At 47.8% G+C, this 15,500-nt stretch carries 15 protein-coding genes and 5 tRNA genes; 16 read left to right on the top strand and 4 right to left on the bottom strand.

The window, feature by feature from the left end; all coding sequences use genetic code 11:
* Nucleotides 1-2 precede the first annotated feature (2 nt).
* The 3 genes from KTO58_RS18230 to KTO58_RS18220 all read right to left on the bottom strand — a co-directional run bounded on the left by KTO58_RS18230 (nt 3) and on the right by KTO58_RS18220 (nt 2,525).
* A complete protein-coding gene (locus KTO58_RS18230) occupies nt 3-725 on the bottom strand; it encodes a hypothetical protein (RefSeq protein ID WP_095838003.1) in 723 nt (240 codons plus the stop codon).
* Nucleotides 726-806: 81 nt separating this feature from the next.
* Nucleotides 807-1,409 carry a riboflavin synthase gene (locus KTO58_RS18225; protein ID WP_095838004.1) on the bottom strand — a complete coding sequence of 201 codons (603 nt, stop codon included), beginning with the start codon at nt 1,407-1,409 and terminating at the stop codon, nt 807-809.
* A 192-nt stretch (nt 1,410-1,601) separates the two neighbouring features.
* On the bottom strand, nt 1,602-2,525 hold the full coding sequence (locus KTO58_RS18220; RefSeq protein ID WP_095838005.1) for an alpha/beta fold hydrolase: 924 nt from the start codon (nt 2,523-2,525) through the stop codon (nt 1,602-1,604).
* 394 nt (nt 2,526-2,919) lie between these two features.
* Between KTO58_RS18220 and rpsU the strand changes: the two genes are divergently transcribed.
* From rpsU to nusG, 11 genes are all read left to right on the top strand, one after another.
* Nucleotides 2,920-3,117, top strand: a complete 198-nt coding sequence (rpsU, locus tag KTO58_RS18215) for a 30S ribosomal protein S21 (RefSeq protein WP_095838007.1) — start codon at nt 2,920-2,922, stop codon at nt 3,115-3,117.
* 63 nt (nt 3,118-3,180) lie between these two features.
* Nucleotides 3,181-4,143, top strand: coding sequence for a tyrosine-type recombinase/integrase (locus KTO58_RS18210; RefSeq protein ID WP_225859815.1), 963 nt, complete (start codon nt 3,181-3,183; stop codon nt 4,141-4,143).
* Between the two features lie 469 nt (nt 4,144-4,612).
* Complete coding sequence (gene hpf, locus KTO58_RS18205; protein ID WP_095841505.1) at nt 4,613-4,912, top strand: ribosome hibernation-promoting factor, HPF/YfiA family; 300 nt, start codon at nt 4,613-4,615, stop codon at nt 4,910-4,912.
* 231 nt (nt 4,913-5,143) lie between these two features.
* Nucleotides 5,144-5,217, top strand: a tRNA-Thr gene (locus tag KTO58_RS18200).
* An 87-nt stretch (nt 5,218-5,304) separates the two neighbouring features.
* Nucleotides 5,305-5,387, top strand: a tRNA-Tyr gene (locus KTO58_RS18195).
* A gap of 92 nt (nt 5,388-5,479) precedes the next feature.
* Nucleotides 5,480-5,552: transfer RNA gene (locus KTO58_RS18190), tRNA-Gly, on the top strand.
* Between the two features lie 101 nt (nt 5,553-5,653).
* Nucleotides 5,654-5,725 (top strand) — tRNA-Thr (locus tag KTO58_RS18185).
* A 209-nt stretch (nt 5,726-5,934) separates the two neighbouring features.
* Nucleotides 5,935-7,122 (top strand): elongation factor Tu, encoded by a 1,188-nt coding sequence (gene tuf, locus KTO58_RS18180; protein WP_095838008.1) that lies wholly within the window; start codon nt 5,935-5,937, stop codon nt 7,120-7,122.
* A 140-nt stretch (nt 7,123-7,262) separates the two neighbouring features.
* Nucleotides 7,263-7,336, top strand: a tRNA-Trp gene (locus KTO58_RS18175).
* Between the two features lie 110 nt (nt 7,337-7,446).
* Nucleotides 7,447-7,635, top strand: a complete 189-nt coding sequence (gene secE / locus KTO58_RS18170) for a preprotein translocase subunit SecE (protein ID WP_095838009.1) — start codon at nt 7,447-7,449, stop codon at nt 7,633-7,635.
* A gap of 3 nt (nt 7,636-7,638) precedes the next feature.
* Nucleotides 7,639-8,211 carry a transcription termination/antitermination protein NusG gene (nusG, locus tag KTO58_RS18165; protein WP_095838010.1) on the top strand — a complete coding sequence of 191 codons (573 nt, stop codon included), beginning with the start codon at nt 7,639-7,641 and terminating at the stop codon, nt 8,209-8,211.
* A gap of 88 nt (nt 8,212-8,299) precedes the next feature.
* Here the strand turns inward: nusG and KTO58_RS18160 are convergent, their stop codons facing one another.
* The gene (locus KTO58_RS18160; protein WP_095838011.1) at nt 8,300-8,884 is read right to left on the bottom strand and encodes a DUF1579 domain-containing protein; all 585 of its coding nucleotides are present in this window, start codon (nt 8,882-8,884) and stop codon (nt 8,300-8,302) included.
* A 289-nt stretch (nt 8,885-9,173) separates the two neighbouring features.
* Between KTO58_RS18160 and rplK the strand changes: the two genes are divergently transcribed.
* The 5 genes from rplK (at nt 9,174) to rpoB (ending at nt 15,474) form a co-directional block, all read left to right on the top strand.
* Nucleotides 9,174-9,617, top strand: coding sequence for a 50S ribosomal protein L11 (rplK, locus tag KTO58_RS18155; protein WP_095838012.1), 444 nt, complete (start codon nt 9,174-9,176; stop codon nt 9,615-9,617).
* 41 nt (nt 9,618-9,658) lie between these two features.
* A complete protein-coding gene (gene rplA / locus KTO58_RS18150) occupies nt 9,659-10,348 on the top strand; it encodes a 50S ribosomal protein L1 (RefSeq protein ID WP_095838013.1) in 690 nt (229 codons plus the stop codon).
* A gap of 81 nt (nt 10,349-10,429) precedes the next feature.
* Complete coding sequence (rplJ, locus tag KTO58_RS18145) at nt 10,430-10,966, top strand: 50S ribosomal protein L10 (RefSeq protein ID WP_095838014.1); 537 nt, start codon at nt 10,430-10,432, stop codon at nt 10,964-10,966.
* Nucleotides 10,967-11,074: 108 nt separating this feature from the next.
* Entirely contained in the window at nt 11,075-11,449 is a 375-nt protein-coding gene (gene rplL / locus KTO58_RS18140; protein ID WP_095838015.1) for a 50S ribosomal protein L7/L12, read from the top strand.
* A 215-nt stretch (nt 11,450-11,664) separates the two neighbouring features.
* On the top strand, nt 11,665-15,474 hold the full coding sequence (rpoB, locus tag KTO58_RS18135; protein WP_095838016.1) for a DNA-directed RNA polymerase subunit beta: 3,810 nt from the start codon (nt 11,665-11,667) through the stop codon (nt 15,472-15,474).
* The last annotated feature ends 26 nt before the right edge of the window (nt 15,475-15,500 follow it).

The raw sequence follows: 15,500 nt of genomic DNA, 5'->3' as shown, positions 1-15,500 counted from the left end.
GATCAGGGTCTGTTACGGTTACGTTTATTATTCCTGCCTGCGGGCATTACATCCTGTACATTTTTAATCTGGGATTCGTCGTCTGGTAGTTGTTTGACTGGTATGACGGATGATGCGCTGATGGCCGGATCGGTGCGGCTGATCGCTTTGAGGGAGATCATGCGGGTGACGGTATCTTCTTTTTCGAGGAGGAGATCTTGTCCGATGAGGTGACCGGTAGAGCTTTGGAAACGCACGGCGGCGGTATCCAGCGGTAGTATCTTGCCACTGCTGAAGACCCCTTCTACATTGAGATAGAAATGCACATTCCTTTTGAGGCTGTCGGCATAATGGTTGAACCGTATGCGTTCGAGGCGAGGGAGTTGTAAGGTAGTGCTGAGTGGGGTGTCGGTATTGGGAAAGGTGACGCTGAGCGATAGCTGGTATTGTTGTTGTGCCAGCTGGCGGCGATCGAGGGTAAGGAAGCCATTTTCTAATTTGCCACTGCTGCTGGTGATGTGCAGGCGGCTCCAGCGGTAGTTGCCTTTGAGCAATCCTTCTGTTTTTTTGATGCTGCCATCGCTGAAGGTGATCTCCAGGCCTACGGATAACTGGTCATACAGTTCGGGGAGGGCGGTGCTGTCGTATACTACCCGGATGTTGGTGGGTACGGGTTGTTGTGCCCGCGTGGCAACGGACGATGTTATAAGCATGATAAGCCATATCAGTTGTAGGCGAAGGAGCATAAGCGTACTATTTAGTGATTCGGGTGGACCGTTTCCCTCCCTCCCTGCCGGGGGGGAAGGAAACGGTCAGCGATGCCCTGCTCAGGCAGGGTGGAGGGCGGTTACTTGTAGTTGTCGTTGTACGTATTTGCCCAGTATATCAAATTCCAGGTTCACGGTGCTGCCGGCGCTTATGGCGGACAGGTTGGTGTGCTGGTAGGTGTATGGAATGATGGCGACGGAGCATTCGTTGTGGGTGACATCGAATACGGTGAGGCTGACGCCATTGACGCAGAGGGAGCCTTTTTCTACGACGAGAGCGGCGAAAGCGGTGGGGAAGCGGAAGCGGTAGAGCCAGCTGCCATCCTGGGCGGTTTTGCTGATGCATTCACCTACGCTGTCGACGTGGCCTTGTACGAGGTGTCCGTCTATGCGGCCGTTGAAAGCCATTGCCCTTTCGAGGTTTACTTTCTGACCCGGGGCCAGCTGGCCGAGGTTGGTCTTCTGTAAGGTCTCTGCTACGGCAACGATCTCGTAGCTATTTTCCTGTATAGCGGTAACCGTGAGGCAGACACCGTTGTGTGCCACGCTTTGGTCTATTTTCAATTCCGGCGCCAGTGAGGACTGGACGCTGATGACGAGGTTGGTGCCCTCTTTCCTGGTGGTGATCACTTCTCCCAGTGATTCTACTATTCCTGTAAACATACCTGCTAATTTAGGGATAATTGTTAAGGTGCGGGGAAGGGAAGGGAGGAGTGGGGGTAATGACGAGGCACTTCCGGCACGCCAACGGGGCGTTGGGCCGGACAGCGGGCGGGGGAAAGCAGGGGTGAGTGGATTGCAAAACGCCCGGTAGCGGTAGCTTTCCGGGCGTTAGTGGTGGTTGTGTGTAGTGGTCTACTGTGCGAGGAATGCCGATGTACGTTTGACAAAGTCGTCTGTATGCTGGAATAGAGCGGCATGGGCAGCATCCGGGTAGACGATCAATGTGGCGTTGGGAAAGTTTTGCGACATATTAACGGCGTTTTGTACTGGTACGGGTAGATCTTCTTTACCCTGTGCGATGAGTACGGGTTGTTTGACGGTTTTGAGTTCATTGAGTGCATCGGGGTTGGGTTGTGCCCAGCCCAGTACAGCTTGAACGGCGGCGCTAAAGCTTTCGTTGGTGATGGCGGCATCGCGGTTTTGCGTTCGTTGTTGCACCCGTAGCCAGGAAGCTTTACCCGCTTGGATGCTTTGTTCGGACTTGGTGAAGCCGAAACGGAGGAAGTTGTCTTCTGCGCTGAGGTTGGCGCCTGCGGCGAGAAGTGCTGGCAGGTTGGACAATCCGGTAGCACCTTTGGGGCCGGTACCGGTGAGGATGATCTTGTTGACGAGGGCTGGTTCGGTGAGGGCGATCTGCTGGGAGATGAAGCTACCGAGGGAGAAGCCCAGGAGGTTTACTTTGGGGATGCCCAGGGCTTTGATGAACCCGGTGACATCTTTGGCCATATCGGCGATATTGTTAGGGGTGGTACCGGTGGAGGCGCCTACGCCCTGTATGTCGAAGAGGATCACTTTATATTGTTGTGCGAGGCCATTGGTGATAGCCGGGTCCCAGTCGTCCATGTTGCTGCCGAGGGGGGCGACCATGAGGACGGGGGTACCGGATGAAGCGCCCAGTTCGCGGTAGGCATGTTTGGAGCCATTGACATCGACAAATTTTGTCGGGGCGTTTTGGTGGTAGTCTACCGGTGCGGGCGGCGGTGTATCTTCTTTTTTACAAGCGCCGAGGCCGAGGCTGATAAAGAGTGCGGCGGTAAGTGGTTTGAAAGTGTGCATGTGATAATGGTTTTAATTGGATGTTTAATTGGGTGAAGCATCGAATACGCCGCAAAAGTATGGGGAGGGGGGAGTGGGGGCAATGACGGGGGCCTTTAGTCAGGCAAACGGGGAGGTGAACCGGACAGTGGGGGTGGTTAAAGGCGAAAGATGCTTTAATGAACGCTTGCATCTCCATGCTGGAGGACCGGGCAGTAGGATGGGGAAAGGGGGGCTGGGGTGATATTTAAATGGAGGCAGAGGGGATGTGAGGAACGGGCGGGCGGGGTAAGCTACTGATAATCTGGTTATTGCCGGTATATTTGCTGGAATCTTTGGAGGAAAGATTGGAATGCTTTTGTTTTTTTGAAATACAGTCCGTATCTTTGCCATCCTTAAAAATGGAGCAAAAATTATGTTGATTATCGATTCTAAAGATTGCGAAAATATTGACAAGGCGCTTAAGAAATACAAGAAGAAATTCGAGAAAGCGCGTATCCTGATGCAATTGAGAGAGCGCCAGTCATTTACTAAGCCTTCTATCAAGCATCGTACAAAAGTGCTGAAAGCTGTTTACCGTCAGCAGATTGCTAGTGGTAAAATTGAACTGTAGGCCTTTATAGGAATAAGTCAACTTCAAAATATTTGATGATCATAAAGTTATTTGTGTAACTTTATGATCATCAATTTTTTTGTGTTGAACGAAGTTTTGTACCCGTTAGGGCAGTCTTTTCTTACCTATATCCGTTTGGAGAAGCGCTACTCGGCGCACACGGTGACTGCTTATGAAAATGACCTACGTCAGTTTTCTGATTTCCTGATTACTACATATGGTGAGTTATCCCTGGGCGATATTACGCATTTGATGGTGCGTTCGTGGCTGGCTGCGTTGATGCAGGCGGAGGTGAGTCCGAAGAGTATTCACCGGAAGTTATCGTCTTTAAAATCGTTTTTCCGGTATGCGGTAAAGCAGGGTCATGTGCGTCAGACGCCGATGACCCGTATTGTGGCGCCTAAGTTGAGTCGTCGGTTGCCGGGGTTTATTGATGACAAGGGGATGGAGGCGGTGCAGGAGAACCGTAGTTTGCGGAAGGGGCAGGAGGCTTCGGTGATTTTTACGGCTGATCTGGCGGGGATGACGCATTACCTGGTGTTTGACATTTTGTATCATACGGGGGTGCGGCGATCTGAGCTGATCGGGTTGCAGGAGCGGCATATTGATGCGGGTAATCTGACGATCAAGGTATTGGGGAAGGGGAATAAGGAGCGGTTGATACCGATCAGTGGGGAGTTGTATGGGCGGATGTCGGCTTATATGCAGCGGAAGCGGCAGGAGCTGGAGGCGCCGGATACGGGTGTATTGTTGGTGCATCCGCGGACGGGGCGTGCGTTGGCGCCGCGGTATGTGTATGAGTTGGTGCGGCATTATCTGAGTGTGCATCAGTTGACGACGATTGCGGCGAAGAGTCCGCATGTGTTGCGGCATACGTTTGCGACACATTTGATGAATAACGGGGCGGATTTGAATGCGGTGAAGGAGTTGTTGGGTCATTCGAGTCTAGCGGCTACGCAGGTGTATACGCATAATTCTATTGAGCAGCTGAAGGATGTGTTTCGGAAGGCGCATCCGAAGGCGTAAGTTTCCCATTTACATACGGTTCGGTAATATACCATCAGTTTGAGCGGGCGGGGTGCTGCTGGCAGTGGGAGTGGTGTTTTCTGAAAGCTGTGCTGGTAGCGGATATGGAGGAAAGTGAAAAGATGAGTAATGAGGGTTGCTTATAGGATGATTATACGAATGCTATACGAATGTTATAGGAATGATATAGGAGAGGTGGAGGAGGAGGGGAGGTCATCTGGTGTTATTTTCTCCAGGTTTGACAATTGGGTAGAGGGAGTCGAAATTGTGTAATATGGGCGAGCTCTTGGGAGGGAGAGGGGGAGTATGGATGGTTTAACAAAACATTAAATAATCGTTACGTAAAAGAACGTAAAGTTTTTTAAATTAGTGATGAAAGTTCTTTACTTAACTATTAAAACAGAGTGCCTATGTAGCAATGCTTACCCGAACAGAGTTTAGATTGTTAAATATTAAAATTTCAAGTGCTATGAACGTTCAAATTCAAACTGTGCATTTTGATGCTGATTCAAAACTGATCGACCATGTGAACAAGAAGATCCAGAAATTAAACACTTTTTATGATCGTATTGTAAGCGTAGATGTTTTTTTAAAGTTGGATAATATAGCGCATCAAATTAAGGACAAGATAGCCGAGATAAAAGTCCGAGTACCCCGCCAAGACCTCTTTGTAAAGCATGAATCTAAATCCTTCGAGGAGTCGTTCGACTTAGCTTTTGATTCTCTTGTAGCCCAGATCAAGAAGCAGAAGGAGAAAAAATTTCAGTAATTTTTCAAAAATATTTTGGAATTAAATATCTCTTTGCTACCTTTGCCATCCCGAATTCAAAAGGGATCGGCGAAGGTAGTAAAGTTCTTTACTGTAGGGCGTTTTAGCCTAATCGATAATTACTTTTAAGGGTTGTATCGAAGCGTTTAAAAAAACATTTTGAAATTAATTTAAACCGTTTAATTTTGCGCTTCCTTTTAATACACATACAACTGATTAAAAGCATGTTATGCCAGCATAGCTCAGTTGGCCAGAGCTACTGATTTGTAATCAGTGGGTCGGGGGTTCGAATCCCTCTGCTGGCTCTTTGAAAAATCCACGATGTGAAATGAGCTGGCGGTGATCGCTGGCGAGTAGACGGAAGGGGTTTTGGAATGGAGAGTTTTAAAAATGGGCAGGTTCCAGAGTGGCCAAATGGGGCGGACTGTAAATCCGCTGTCTTTCGACTTCATAGGTTCGAATCCTATCCTGCCCACTTCAAACGGTAAAGTTCCGCTTTTGTTTAAGGCGGAACTTACTTGTTGAATAGAAGTGGGAATTGTTCTTTGTATACGTTTTCATTGATATGCGGGAGTAGCTCAGTTGGTAGAGCGACAGCCTTCCAAGCTGTAGGTCGCGGGTTCGAACCTCGTCTCCCGCTCATTGCGTAGCTAAATAATCTGGTGTCTTGTCTGGATTGACTTTAGTTATGTAAATTTTTGGCGATAGTCTTTTGTGCTATATGCTGCGGTCTTTAGAAATGCTGTTGTAGCTCAGGGGTAGAGCACTTCCTTGGTAAGGAAGAGGTCGTGAGTTCAATTCTCATCAACAGCTCTATTCAAGTTTCGGACTTCGGATTTCGACATTCCAGCTCCGGGCTTCGGATTCGAAGTTTAAACTAAGCGTTGTAGCTCAGTGGCAGAGCATTCCGGTGTGTGGCCGGGAGGTCATGGGTTCAATTCTCATCAACTGCTCCAGTTTGTAAAACGGTTTTTAAACAACTATCAATACAATCTTTACAAACCATCTAAAAAGAAAATAAAATGGCAAAAGAAACCTTTAAGCGGGATAAACCCCACGTAAACATTGGTACCATTGGTCACGTGGACCACGGTAAAACTACCTTGACTGCTGCCATTACTACCATTTTGGCAAACAAGGGCTTGGCTGAGAAGAGAGGTTATGATGAGATCGATGCGGCTCCTGAAGAAAAAGAAAGAGGTATCACTATCAATACAGCACACGTTGAGTATCAGACAGCTAACCGTCACTATGCACACGTTGACTGTCCAGGCCACGCTGACTATGTGAAGAACATGATTACCGGTGCTGCTCAGATGGATGGTGCTATCCTGGTGGTTGCTGCTACAGATGGTCCGATGCCACAAACAAGAGAACACATTCTGCTGGCTCGCCAGGTAGGTGTACCTCGTATCGTTGTTTTCATGAACAAAGTTGACCTGGTAGACGATCCTGAACTGCTGGAACTGGTAGAAATCGAAATCCGTGATCTGCTGTCTAAGAACGGCTTTGACGGTGATAATGTGCCCATCATCAAAGGTTCTGCGACAGGTGCGCTGGCTGGTGATGAGAAATGGGTTGGTGCTATCGACGAACTGATGGATGCAGTTGACTCTTACATTCCGCTGCCTCCGCGTCCAGTTGATCAACCGTTCCTGATGTCTGTAGAGGACGTATTCTCTATCACAGGTCGTGGTACTGTTGCAACCGGTCGTATCGAGCGTGGTCGTATCAAAGTGGGTGAGAACGTTGAGATCGTAGGTCTGATCCCTGAGCCGCTGAAATCCACTTGTACTGGTGTTGAGATGTTCAAAAAACTGCTGGATGAAGGTGAAGCTGGTGACAACGCTGGTTTGCTGCTCCGTGGTATTGAGAAAACTCAGATCCGTCGTGGTATGGTTATCTGTCAGCCAGGTACTATCACTCCGCACACTGAATTCAAATGTGAGGTGTATGTACTGAGCAAAGATGAAGGTGGTCGTCACACGCCATTCTTCCAGAAATACCGTCCTCAGTTCTACTTCCGTACTACGGATGTAACTGGTGAGGTGGAACTGCCAGCTGGTGTTGAAATGGTTATGCCTGGTGATAACATCGGTCTGACTGTTAAACTGATCGCTCCGATCGCTATGGAAAAAGGTCTGAAATTCGCTATCCGCGAAGGTGGCCGTACCGTAGGTGCTGGTCAGGTAACTGAAATCCTGAAATAAGCCATCTCGCCCTTTAAAGAAGGGAACTACGAGGTAAGTTTAATATCTTTACAAAGTACCTGGAGTTTTATCCAGGTACTTTGTTCTCTAAAGCAGCGAATACAACCGGTTCTGCTGTGAGAGGGTCAGAAAAATATTCTACGGGCATAGTTCAATGGTAGAATAGCGGTCTCCAAAACCGTTGATACGGGTTCGAATCCTGTTGCCCGTGCCAGATAAAACATATAGGTAAATGGTTGAATTGTTGTATGGTCATCAAATCAGTAAACAATTCAACCTTTTAGCCGTTTAATAACATCTGATTCACAGTTAATTTGTTTACTCATGAGTATCAGAACTTACTTCCAGGAATCCTATCATGAACTGGTACATAAGGTGTCCTGGCCTACCTGGAAGGAACTCCAGTCTTCCACTATGATAGTACTGATCGCCACTATCATCATTACTTTACTAGTTTGGGGCATGGACGCTCTTTCCAATACTGTACTAACACAATACTATAAATTATTTTAATATATGGATGCAGCCAATAACACTGCGCCTGCCCAGGAAACGAAATGGTATGTGCTACGGGTGGTAAGTGGAAAGGAAAAAAAGGTGAAGGAGTACCTGGATATTGAGGTACGCCGCTCCGATTGGGGAAATGTAATCACCCAGGTGTTTCTGCCGGTAGAGAAGGTGTACAAGGTGCAAGCGGGTAAGAAGGTGATGCGGGAAAAGAACTTTTATCCTGGTTATGTGATGATCGAGGCGATAGATGGTAAAATGACCGATGAGGTGATCCAGTCTATCCGTAACGTATCGGGTGTTATTCACTTCCTGGGTAAGGATAAACCGATCGCTTTGCGGAAGGCAGAGGTGAATAAGATGTTGGGTAAGGTGGACGAGTTGAGTGATCAGGGTATGACGATGAGTGAGCCTTTCATCGTGGGTGAGACGATCAAGATCATTGACGGACCGTTCAACGACTTTAACGGGGTGATAGAAGAGGTGATAGAGGATAAGAAGAAGTTGAAGGTGACGGTGAAGATCTTCGGCCGTGCTACTCCGGTAGAGCTGAACTTCATGCAGGTAGAGAAATTGAGCTAGTCAATAGCTTTATAATATTAAGAGAACGGCTGTCCTTTTCGTGGGCAGCCGTTCTTTTGCTTTGGATGGTGGGTGCGGAGCGGGAGTGTTATTTTTTCTTCCGGGTGAATTGGATCTCCATCATTTTCATTTCCTGGCCATTGATATCGCAGTACATTTCCATGGTTTGGTGGTCGTTGTCGACGAGGCGGAAGACTTCGCGCATGCGGAGATCTTTGCCGGTGGAGGGGTCTACGGATATGCCTTTGAATTCGATGGATTTGGAGGTTTCGTCCCAGGTACCTTCCATGTTCATGATACCGGTACCCATATTGTCCATGTAGGTGCTTTGGAATACTTTTTTAGCATTATCGTAGGCCAGCATGCCGATCCCTTCGTAGGGCATGTTCATGAACTGGGCTTTGTTGTGGGTTTCCTGGTAGCGGCCGCCGAGGATCATTTTATTGACGGCGGTGCCTTTGCTTTTGGAGGGAGGGGCGCCTGGTTGCATCCAGGCTGTCATTTCGAAGTCCCATTCTCCGTCGGCGGCGGCGATCATTTTATGAATGGGGCCAGGTGTCATGTAGGCGGTCCAGGCTTTTTCGTTGTTTTGCTGATCGTTTTGGGCTTTTGAGGGGAGGAAGGAGAGGAGAAGTCCTGCAAGCAGGCAGGTTATTACGGACAGACGTTTCATAATTACAGGTTTTTGGTGTGTAATAGAGAACAAACCGGGGGGAGGGAAAGTTGTGTGTTGGAGAGTGATATGGCTGTGTTGGGTGGTGGTGGCGGAATTGCTATAGAATTGTAAAAAAAACGGAAAAAATAGGAGAGATCAGCAAAAAGAATGCCCAAATCGTTTTTCTTTTTGTGAACTTAATATTATTATATACCTTTGCATCCCCTTTAAAAGGTTATTTCAGACCTTTTAGTGTTTGGGAGTCCTCGGTTTGCGGGGACGTTTTCACCAAATTAAATAAAAAAACATGGCAAAAGAGATCGCAACGTACGTGAAATTGCAGGTAAAAGGCGGCCAGGCCAACCCTGCACCTCCGATTGGTCCCGCTTTGGGTTCCAAGGGTGTGAACATCATGGAGTTTTGCAAGCAGTTCAATGCCCGTACCCAGGATAAAGTGGGTAAAGTATTGCCTGTATTGCTGACTGTTTACACTGACAAGTCTTTTGATTTCGTAATTAAGACGCCGCCCGCTCCGGTTCAGTTGCTGGAAGCAGCCAAATTGCAAGGTGGTTCTAAGGAGCCTAACCGTAACAAGGTAGGTAAAGTGACCTGGGAACAGGTGGAGGCAATTGCTAAAGACAAGATGCCTGACCTGAACTGTTTCAAGCTGGATAGCGCTATGAGAATGGTAGCTGGTACAGCTCGCAGCATGGGTATCACTGTAGAGGGTAAAGCTCCCTGGGAAAACTAATTGTCACCCTGCAAGCAGGTAAACTTTTAAAAAACTGACTAATGGCAACTAAGAACAGAAAAGCGGCTGAAGCAAAGGTGGACAAGAATAAAGTGTACACCCTGAAAGAAGCTTCTGCGCTTGTTAAAGATATCAATTGCACTAAATTCGACAGTTCTGTCGATTTGCATATCCGTTTGGGCGTAGATCCCAAGAAGGCTGACCAAGCTATCCGTGGTTCTGTAACGCTTCCCCACGGTACTGGTAAGACAAAGCGCGTACTGGTGCTTTGTACGCCTGAGAAAGAGAACGATGCTAAGAACGCGGGTGCTGACTTTGTAGGTTTGGATGAGTTTATCCAGAAGATCGAAGGTGGCTGGACTGATGTGGATGTGATCGTAGCTACTCCGGCAGTGATGCCTAAGATTGGTAAGCTCGGTAAGATCCTGGGTCCCCGTAACCTGATGCCTAACCCTAAGACCGGTACTGTTACTAACGATGTAGCAGCTGCTGTGAACGAGGTAAAAGGCGGTAAGATCACCTTTAAAGTAGACAAGGCTGGTATTATTCACGCTTCTATCGGGCGTATATCTTTTGCGCCTGAGAAACTGGAGCAGAACTCCCAGGAGCTGATCAATGCGATCATTAAGCTGAAGCCTGCTACTGCAAAGGGCATTTACCTGAGAGGTTTATCCATGGCGAGCACTATGAGCCCTGGTATCGTTGTAGACACTAAATCTGTTCAAAACTAATTGATACGGTCCATTGTGTAGGCATCGGTTCCGAATGGAGAGGGTGATTTACAGGCAGCATCAATACCAAAAGCAAAAGCTATGAACAAAGATCAAAAAAATGAAGTGATTGAACTGCTGAAAAGCAAGTTCACACAATATAACAACTTCTATATCACCAATACAGAGTCATTGTCTGTAGCGCAGATCAACCATTTGCGCCGGGTGTGTTTCGATAAGAATGTGGAGATGAAAGTGGCTAAGAACACTTTGATCCGCAAGGCACTGGAGTCTCTGGATAACGAGAAATACGCTGGTATCTACGATGCGTTGCATGGTGTTACTGCGCTGATGTTCTCTGACAGTCCTAAGGAGCCTGCAGTGATCATTTCTACTTTCCGTAAGGAGAATGCGAAACTGGAGAAACCTGTGCTGAAAGCTGCATTTGTGGCTGACGAGATCTACAGCGGCGACGAGCAACTGGTGAACCTGACGAAGATCAAGACCAAGAACGAGCTCATTGGCGAAGTTATCGGTCTGTTGCAATCTCCTGCCAAACGCGTTATTGCTGCGTTGTTGGAGAAAGCTAAGAAAGAAGAAGAAGGTGGTGCAGCTGTTGAGGCAGCTCCTGCTGAGTAATTTACCCGGCCTGGTAGCTTCCGGAGAGGGAGCGATGGCCCAAGAATATGGCTTCCAAGTCACAATATAATTAACAACTTTACAAACATTATCTTAAAACATTATACAATGGCAGACGTAAAAGCATTAGCTGAACAATTAGTAGGCTTAACTGTTAAGGAAGTACAAGAACTGGCTGACGTACTGAAGAATGAGTACGGCATCGAACCAGCAGCAGCAGCGGTAGTAGTAGCAGCTGGTGGCGACGGTGGTGGCGCAGCAGTTGAGGAAAAAACTGCCTTTAACGTTATCCTGAAATCTGCAGGCGCTAGCAAACTGAACGTAGTTAAGGTTGTAAAAGATCTGACTGGTTTAGGTCTGAAAGAAGCGAAGGAACTGGTAGACGGTGCTCCTAAAGCTGTTAAAGAAGGCGTAAGCAAAGCTGAAGCAGAAGATCTGAAGGCTAAGCTGACTGAAGCTGGAGCTGACGTTGAAATTCAGTAATTCTTTGCTTAGTATACATCTTTTATAGGTCAAAAGTGCCCGGCACTTTTGGCCTTATTCCCTTTGGGATAGTGTCTTTTCAAGGCGTCAAAAATGGGGAAATCATCTGAACAGGGTGGCTTGGCGCGACAGGATGGCACTAAAAACGGGGTGTAAATGGTAAAGAAGTCTTAATTTCCCCTATTCATAAGTTATTATAACTGCTAACTTCGAATATGTCTCTAAAAAAAGCCCAAACAAACGAAAGAGTAAATTTTGGAAAGATCAAACAAGTTACTGAGACACCGGATCTGTTGGCTATCCAAATTCAATCTTTCAAGGATTTCTTCCAATTAGAAACCACACCAGACAAGCGGAACAACGAAGGCCTTTTTAAAGTATTTAAAGAGAACTTCCCGATTACTGATACGCGAAATATCTTCAATCTGGAATTTCTGGACTACTTTGTAGACCCTCCGCGTTACACAATCGAAGAGTGTATTGAACGTGGGCTTACCTATTCTGTACCGTTGAAGGCGAAACTGCGCCTCAGCTGTAACGATGAGGAGCATGTGGATTTCCAGACGATTGTACAGGATGTGTTCCTGGGTAATATACCTTATATGACCCCGAGAGGAACATTCGTGATCAACGGTGCTGAGCGTGTAGTTGTATCGCAGCTGCATCGTTCTCCTGGTGTATTCTTTGGTCAATCCGTACACCCGAACGGTACGAAGATCTACTCTGCCAGGGTGATCCCGTTCAAGGGCGCATGGATGGAGTTTGCTACTGACATCAACAATGTTATGTATGCATACATCGACCGTAAGAAGAAATTCCCGGTTACTACGCTGTTGCGTGCTATTGGCTACGAAACAGATAAAGACATTCTGCAGCTGTTCGGCATGGCAGATGAAGTAAAAGCAGAGCGGAAGAGTCTTGAAAAATATACCGGCAAGAAGCTGGCTGCCCGGGTGCTGAGAAGCTGGGTAGAAGATTTCGTAGATGAGGATACCGGTGAGGTGGTGAGCATCGAGCGTAATGAGATCATGCTGGAGCGTGATAGCATCCTCGACGAGGCGAACATCGAGACTATCATCGATATGGATGTAAAGAGTGTTTTCGTGCAGAAAGAAGAGGTGAGCGGTGACTTCTCGATCATCTACAATACTTTAAATAAAGATACATCCAACTCTGAGCTGGAAGCCGTTCAGCACATCTACCGCCAACTGCGCGGAGCTGATGCACCGGATGATGAGACAGCAAGGGGTATCATTGATAAATTATTCTTCTCCGATAAGCGTTATGACCTCGGGGATGTAGGCCGTTACAAGATCAACAGAAAGCTGGGACTGCCTACTCCGCTGGACATGAAGGTATTGACCAAGGAGGATATCATTTCTATCATAAAATACCTGGTACAGCTGACCAACGGTAAAGCGGAGATCGACGATATCGATCACCTGAGTAACCGTCGTGTGCGTACTGTAGGGGAGCAATTATATGCGCAGTTCGGCGTGGGGCTGGCCCGTATGGCCCGTACCATCCGTGAGCGTATGAACGTTCGTGACAATGAGGTGTTTACACCGGTAGACCTGATCAATGCGAGGACCCTGTCTTCCGTGATCAACTCTTTCTTTGGTACTTCTCAGTTGTCACAGTTCCTCGACCAAACCAACCCGTTGTCTGAGATCACGCACAAACGTCGTATCTCCGCTCTCGGACCCGGAGGTCTGAGCCGTGAGAGAGCGGGCTTTGAGGTACGTGACGTTCACTACTCTCACTATGGCCGTCTCTGTACGATTGAAACGCCGGAAGGACCGAACATCGGTCTGATCTCTACCCTTTGCGTACACGCGAAAGTGAATGAGATGGGCTTCATCGAAACACCTTACCGTAAGGTAAAAGAAGGTAAAGTAGATATGAACCGCGTAGAGTTCCTGAGTGCTGAAGAAGAAGATACCGTGAAGATCGCACAGGCAAACGCTCCGCTGGATGATAAAGGACACTTTGTAAATGATAAAGTGAAGTCCCGTGAGACCGGTGACTTCCCGATCCTGGACAGAGAAGAGGTGGAATTCATGGACGTAGCACCTAACCAGATCGTGGGTCTGAGTGCTTCCCTGATTCCGTTCCTCGAGCATGATGATGCCAACCGTGCGTTGATGGGATCGAACATGCAACGTCAGGCAGTACCGCTGATCAACCCGCAAGTGCCTATCGTAGGTACAGGTCTGGAAGCAAAAGCTGCCCGTGATTCCCGCCTGCAGATCACTGCTGAAGGCAAGGGGGTGATAGAGTTCGTAGATGCGAACGAAATCCATGTACGTTACGAGCGTGACGAGATGCAGAAACTGGTATCTTTTGAAGATGACCTGGTAGTATACCAACTGACTAAGTTCGTTAAGACTAACCAGAGCACCTGTATCAACCTGAAACCTTGTGTGAAGAAAGGACAGCGTGTGGTAGAAGGCGACTTCTTAACAGAAGGTTACGCTACCCGCGGTGGTGAGCTGGCACTGGGACGCAACCTGAAAGTAGCGTTCATGCCTTGGAAAGGTTACAACTTTGAGGATGCTATCGTGATCTCCGAGAGAGTAGCCCGTGAAGACCTCTTCACTTCCATCCACATCGATGAGTATGAGCTGGAAGTACGTGATACCAAACTGGGTGAGGAAGAACTGACACCGGATATTCCGAACGTGAGCGAAGAAGCCACCAAGGACCTGGATCAGAACGGTATCATCCGTGTAGGTGCGCATATCAAAGAGGGAGATATCCTGATTGGTAAGATCACCCCCCGTGGTGAATCCGATCCTTCTCCGGAAGAGAAACTGCTGAGAGCTATCTTCGGCGATAAGGCCTCCGATGCGAAAGACGCTTCTCTGAAAGCACCTCCGAGCACAGAAGGTGTGGTGATCGACAAGAAACTATTCTCCCGCGCTAAAAAGGATAAGAACTCCAAGACCCGTGAGAAAGCTTCTCTGGAGAAACTGGAGAAGATCCACCAGAAGAATGAAGAAGACCTACTGGAAGTGCTGATGAGCAAACTGCTGGTACTGCTGAAGGATAAAACATCTCAGGGTATTACCAACACTTACGGTGAGGTATTGATATCCAAAGGCTCTAAATTCTCCCAGAAGAACCTGGTGAATATAGATTTCCAGAACGTTAATCCGTTGAACTGGACCACTGACGAGACTACCAACGAACAGATCAACACCCTGTTGCACAACTATAACATCAAGTACAATGAAGAACTGGGTCGTTACAAACGCGAGAAGTTCAACATCTCTATTGGTGATGAGTTGCCGGCCGGCGTATTGAAACTGGCGAAAGTATACCTGGCCAGCAAGCGTAAGCTGAAAGTGGGTGATAAGATGGCAGGCCGCCACGGTAACAAGGGTATTGTTGCAAGGATCGTGCGTGATGAAGACATGCCGTTCCTGGATGATGGTACACCGGTAGATATCGTACTGAACCCGCTGGGGGTACCTTCCCGTATGAACCTGGGTCAGATCTATGAGACTGTACTTGGATGGGCAGGTCTGAAACTGGGTATTCGTTTTGCTACGCCGATCTTTGATGGTGCTACCACCGAGGAGATCGCAGAATATATCAATCAGGCTGGTCTGCCTAGCTTCGGTCATACTTACTTGTATGATGGTGAGACCGGAGAGCGTTTCCACCAGAAAGCGACGGTGGGTGTTATCTACATGCTTAAACTGAGCCACATGGTGGATGACAAGATGCACGCCCGTTCTATCGGACCTTACAGCCTCATTACCCAGCAGCCGCTGGGAGGTAAGGCGCAGTTCGGTGGTCAGCGTTTTGGTGAGATGGAGGTATGGGCACTGGAAGCATACGGTGCATCCAATATCCTGCAGGAGTTGTTGACGATCAAGTCGGATGATATCGTAGGTCGTGCAAAAGCCTATGAGTCTATCGTGAAGGGAGACAACATTCCGAAAGCAGGTGTACCTGAGTCCTTTAACGTATTGATCCACGAGTTACGTGGTCTGGGTCTCGACCTGAAATTTGAATAACTATCTGTCTATTGTCCATAGGTCGC

Source organism: Chitinophaga pendula, from assembly GCF_020386615.1.
GTDB lineage: Bacteria > Bacteroidota > Bacteroidia > Chitinophagales > Chitinophagaceae > Chitinophaga > Chitinophaga pendula.
This window is presented reverse-complemented; position numbering and strand designations above follow the sequence as displayed.

Excerpts from the sequence above, each read along its gene's own strand:
- KTO58_RS18230 (WP_095838003.1), bottom strand. The coding sequence starts at position 725 with ATGCTCCTTCGCCTACAACTGATATGGCTTATCATGCTTATAACATCG.
- KTO58_RS18225 (WP_095838004.1), bottom strand. The coding sequence starts at position 1,409 with ATGTTTACAGGAATAGTAGAATCACTGGGAGAAGTGATCACCACCAGG.
- KTO58_RS18220 (WP_095838005.1), bottom strand. The coding sequence starts at position 2,525 with ATGCACACTTTCAAACCACTTACCGCCGCACTCTTTATCAGCCTCGGC.
- rpsU (WP_095838007.1), top strand. The coding sequence starts at position 2,920 with ATGTTGATTATCGATTCTAAAGATTGCGAAAATATTGACAAGGCGCTT.
- KTO58_RS18210 (WP_225859815.1), top strand. The coding sequence starts at position 3,181 with ATGATCATCAATTTTTTTGTGTTGAACGAAGTTTTGTACCCGTTAGGG.
- hpf (WP_095841505.1), top strand. The coding sequence starts at position 4,613 with ATGAACGTTCAAATTCAAACTGTGCATTTTGATGCTGATTCAAAACTG.
- tuf (WP_095838008.1), top strand. The coding sequence starts at position 5,935 with ATGGCAAAAGAAACCTTTAAGCGGGATAAACCCCACGTAAACATTGGT.
- secE (WP_095838009.1), top strand. The coding sequence starts at position 7,447 with ATGAGTATCAGAACTTACTTCCAGGAATCCTATCATGAACTGGTACAT.
- nusG (WP_095838010.1), top strand. The coding sequence starts at position 7,639 with ATGGATGCAGCCAATAACACTGCGCCTGCCCAGGAAACGAAATGGTAT.
- KTO58_RS18160 (WP_095838011.1), bottom strand. The coding sequence starts at position 8,884 with ATGAAACGTCTGTCCGTAATAACCTGCCTGCTTGCAGGACTTCTCCTC.
- rplK (WP_095838012.1), top strand. The coding sequence starts at position 9,174 with ATGGCAAAAGAGATCGCAACGTACGTGAAATTGCAGGTAAAAGGCGGC.
- rplA (WP_095838013.1), top strand. The coding sequence starts at position 9,659 with ATGGCAACTAAGAACAGAAAAGCGGCTGAAGCAAAGGTGGACAAGAAT.
- rplJ (WP_095838014.1), top strand. The coding sequence starts at position 10,430 with ATGAACAAAGATCAAAAAAATGAAGTGATTGAACTGCTGAAAAGCAAG.
- rplL (WP_095838015.1), top strand. The coding sequence starts at position 11,075 with ATGGCAGACGTAAAAGCATTAGCTGAACAATTAGTAGGCTTAACTGTT.
- rpoB (WP_095838016.1), top strand. The coding sequence starts at position 11,665 with ATGTCTCTAAAAAAAGCCCAAACAAACGAAAGAGTAAATTTTGGAAAG.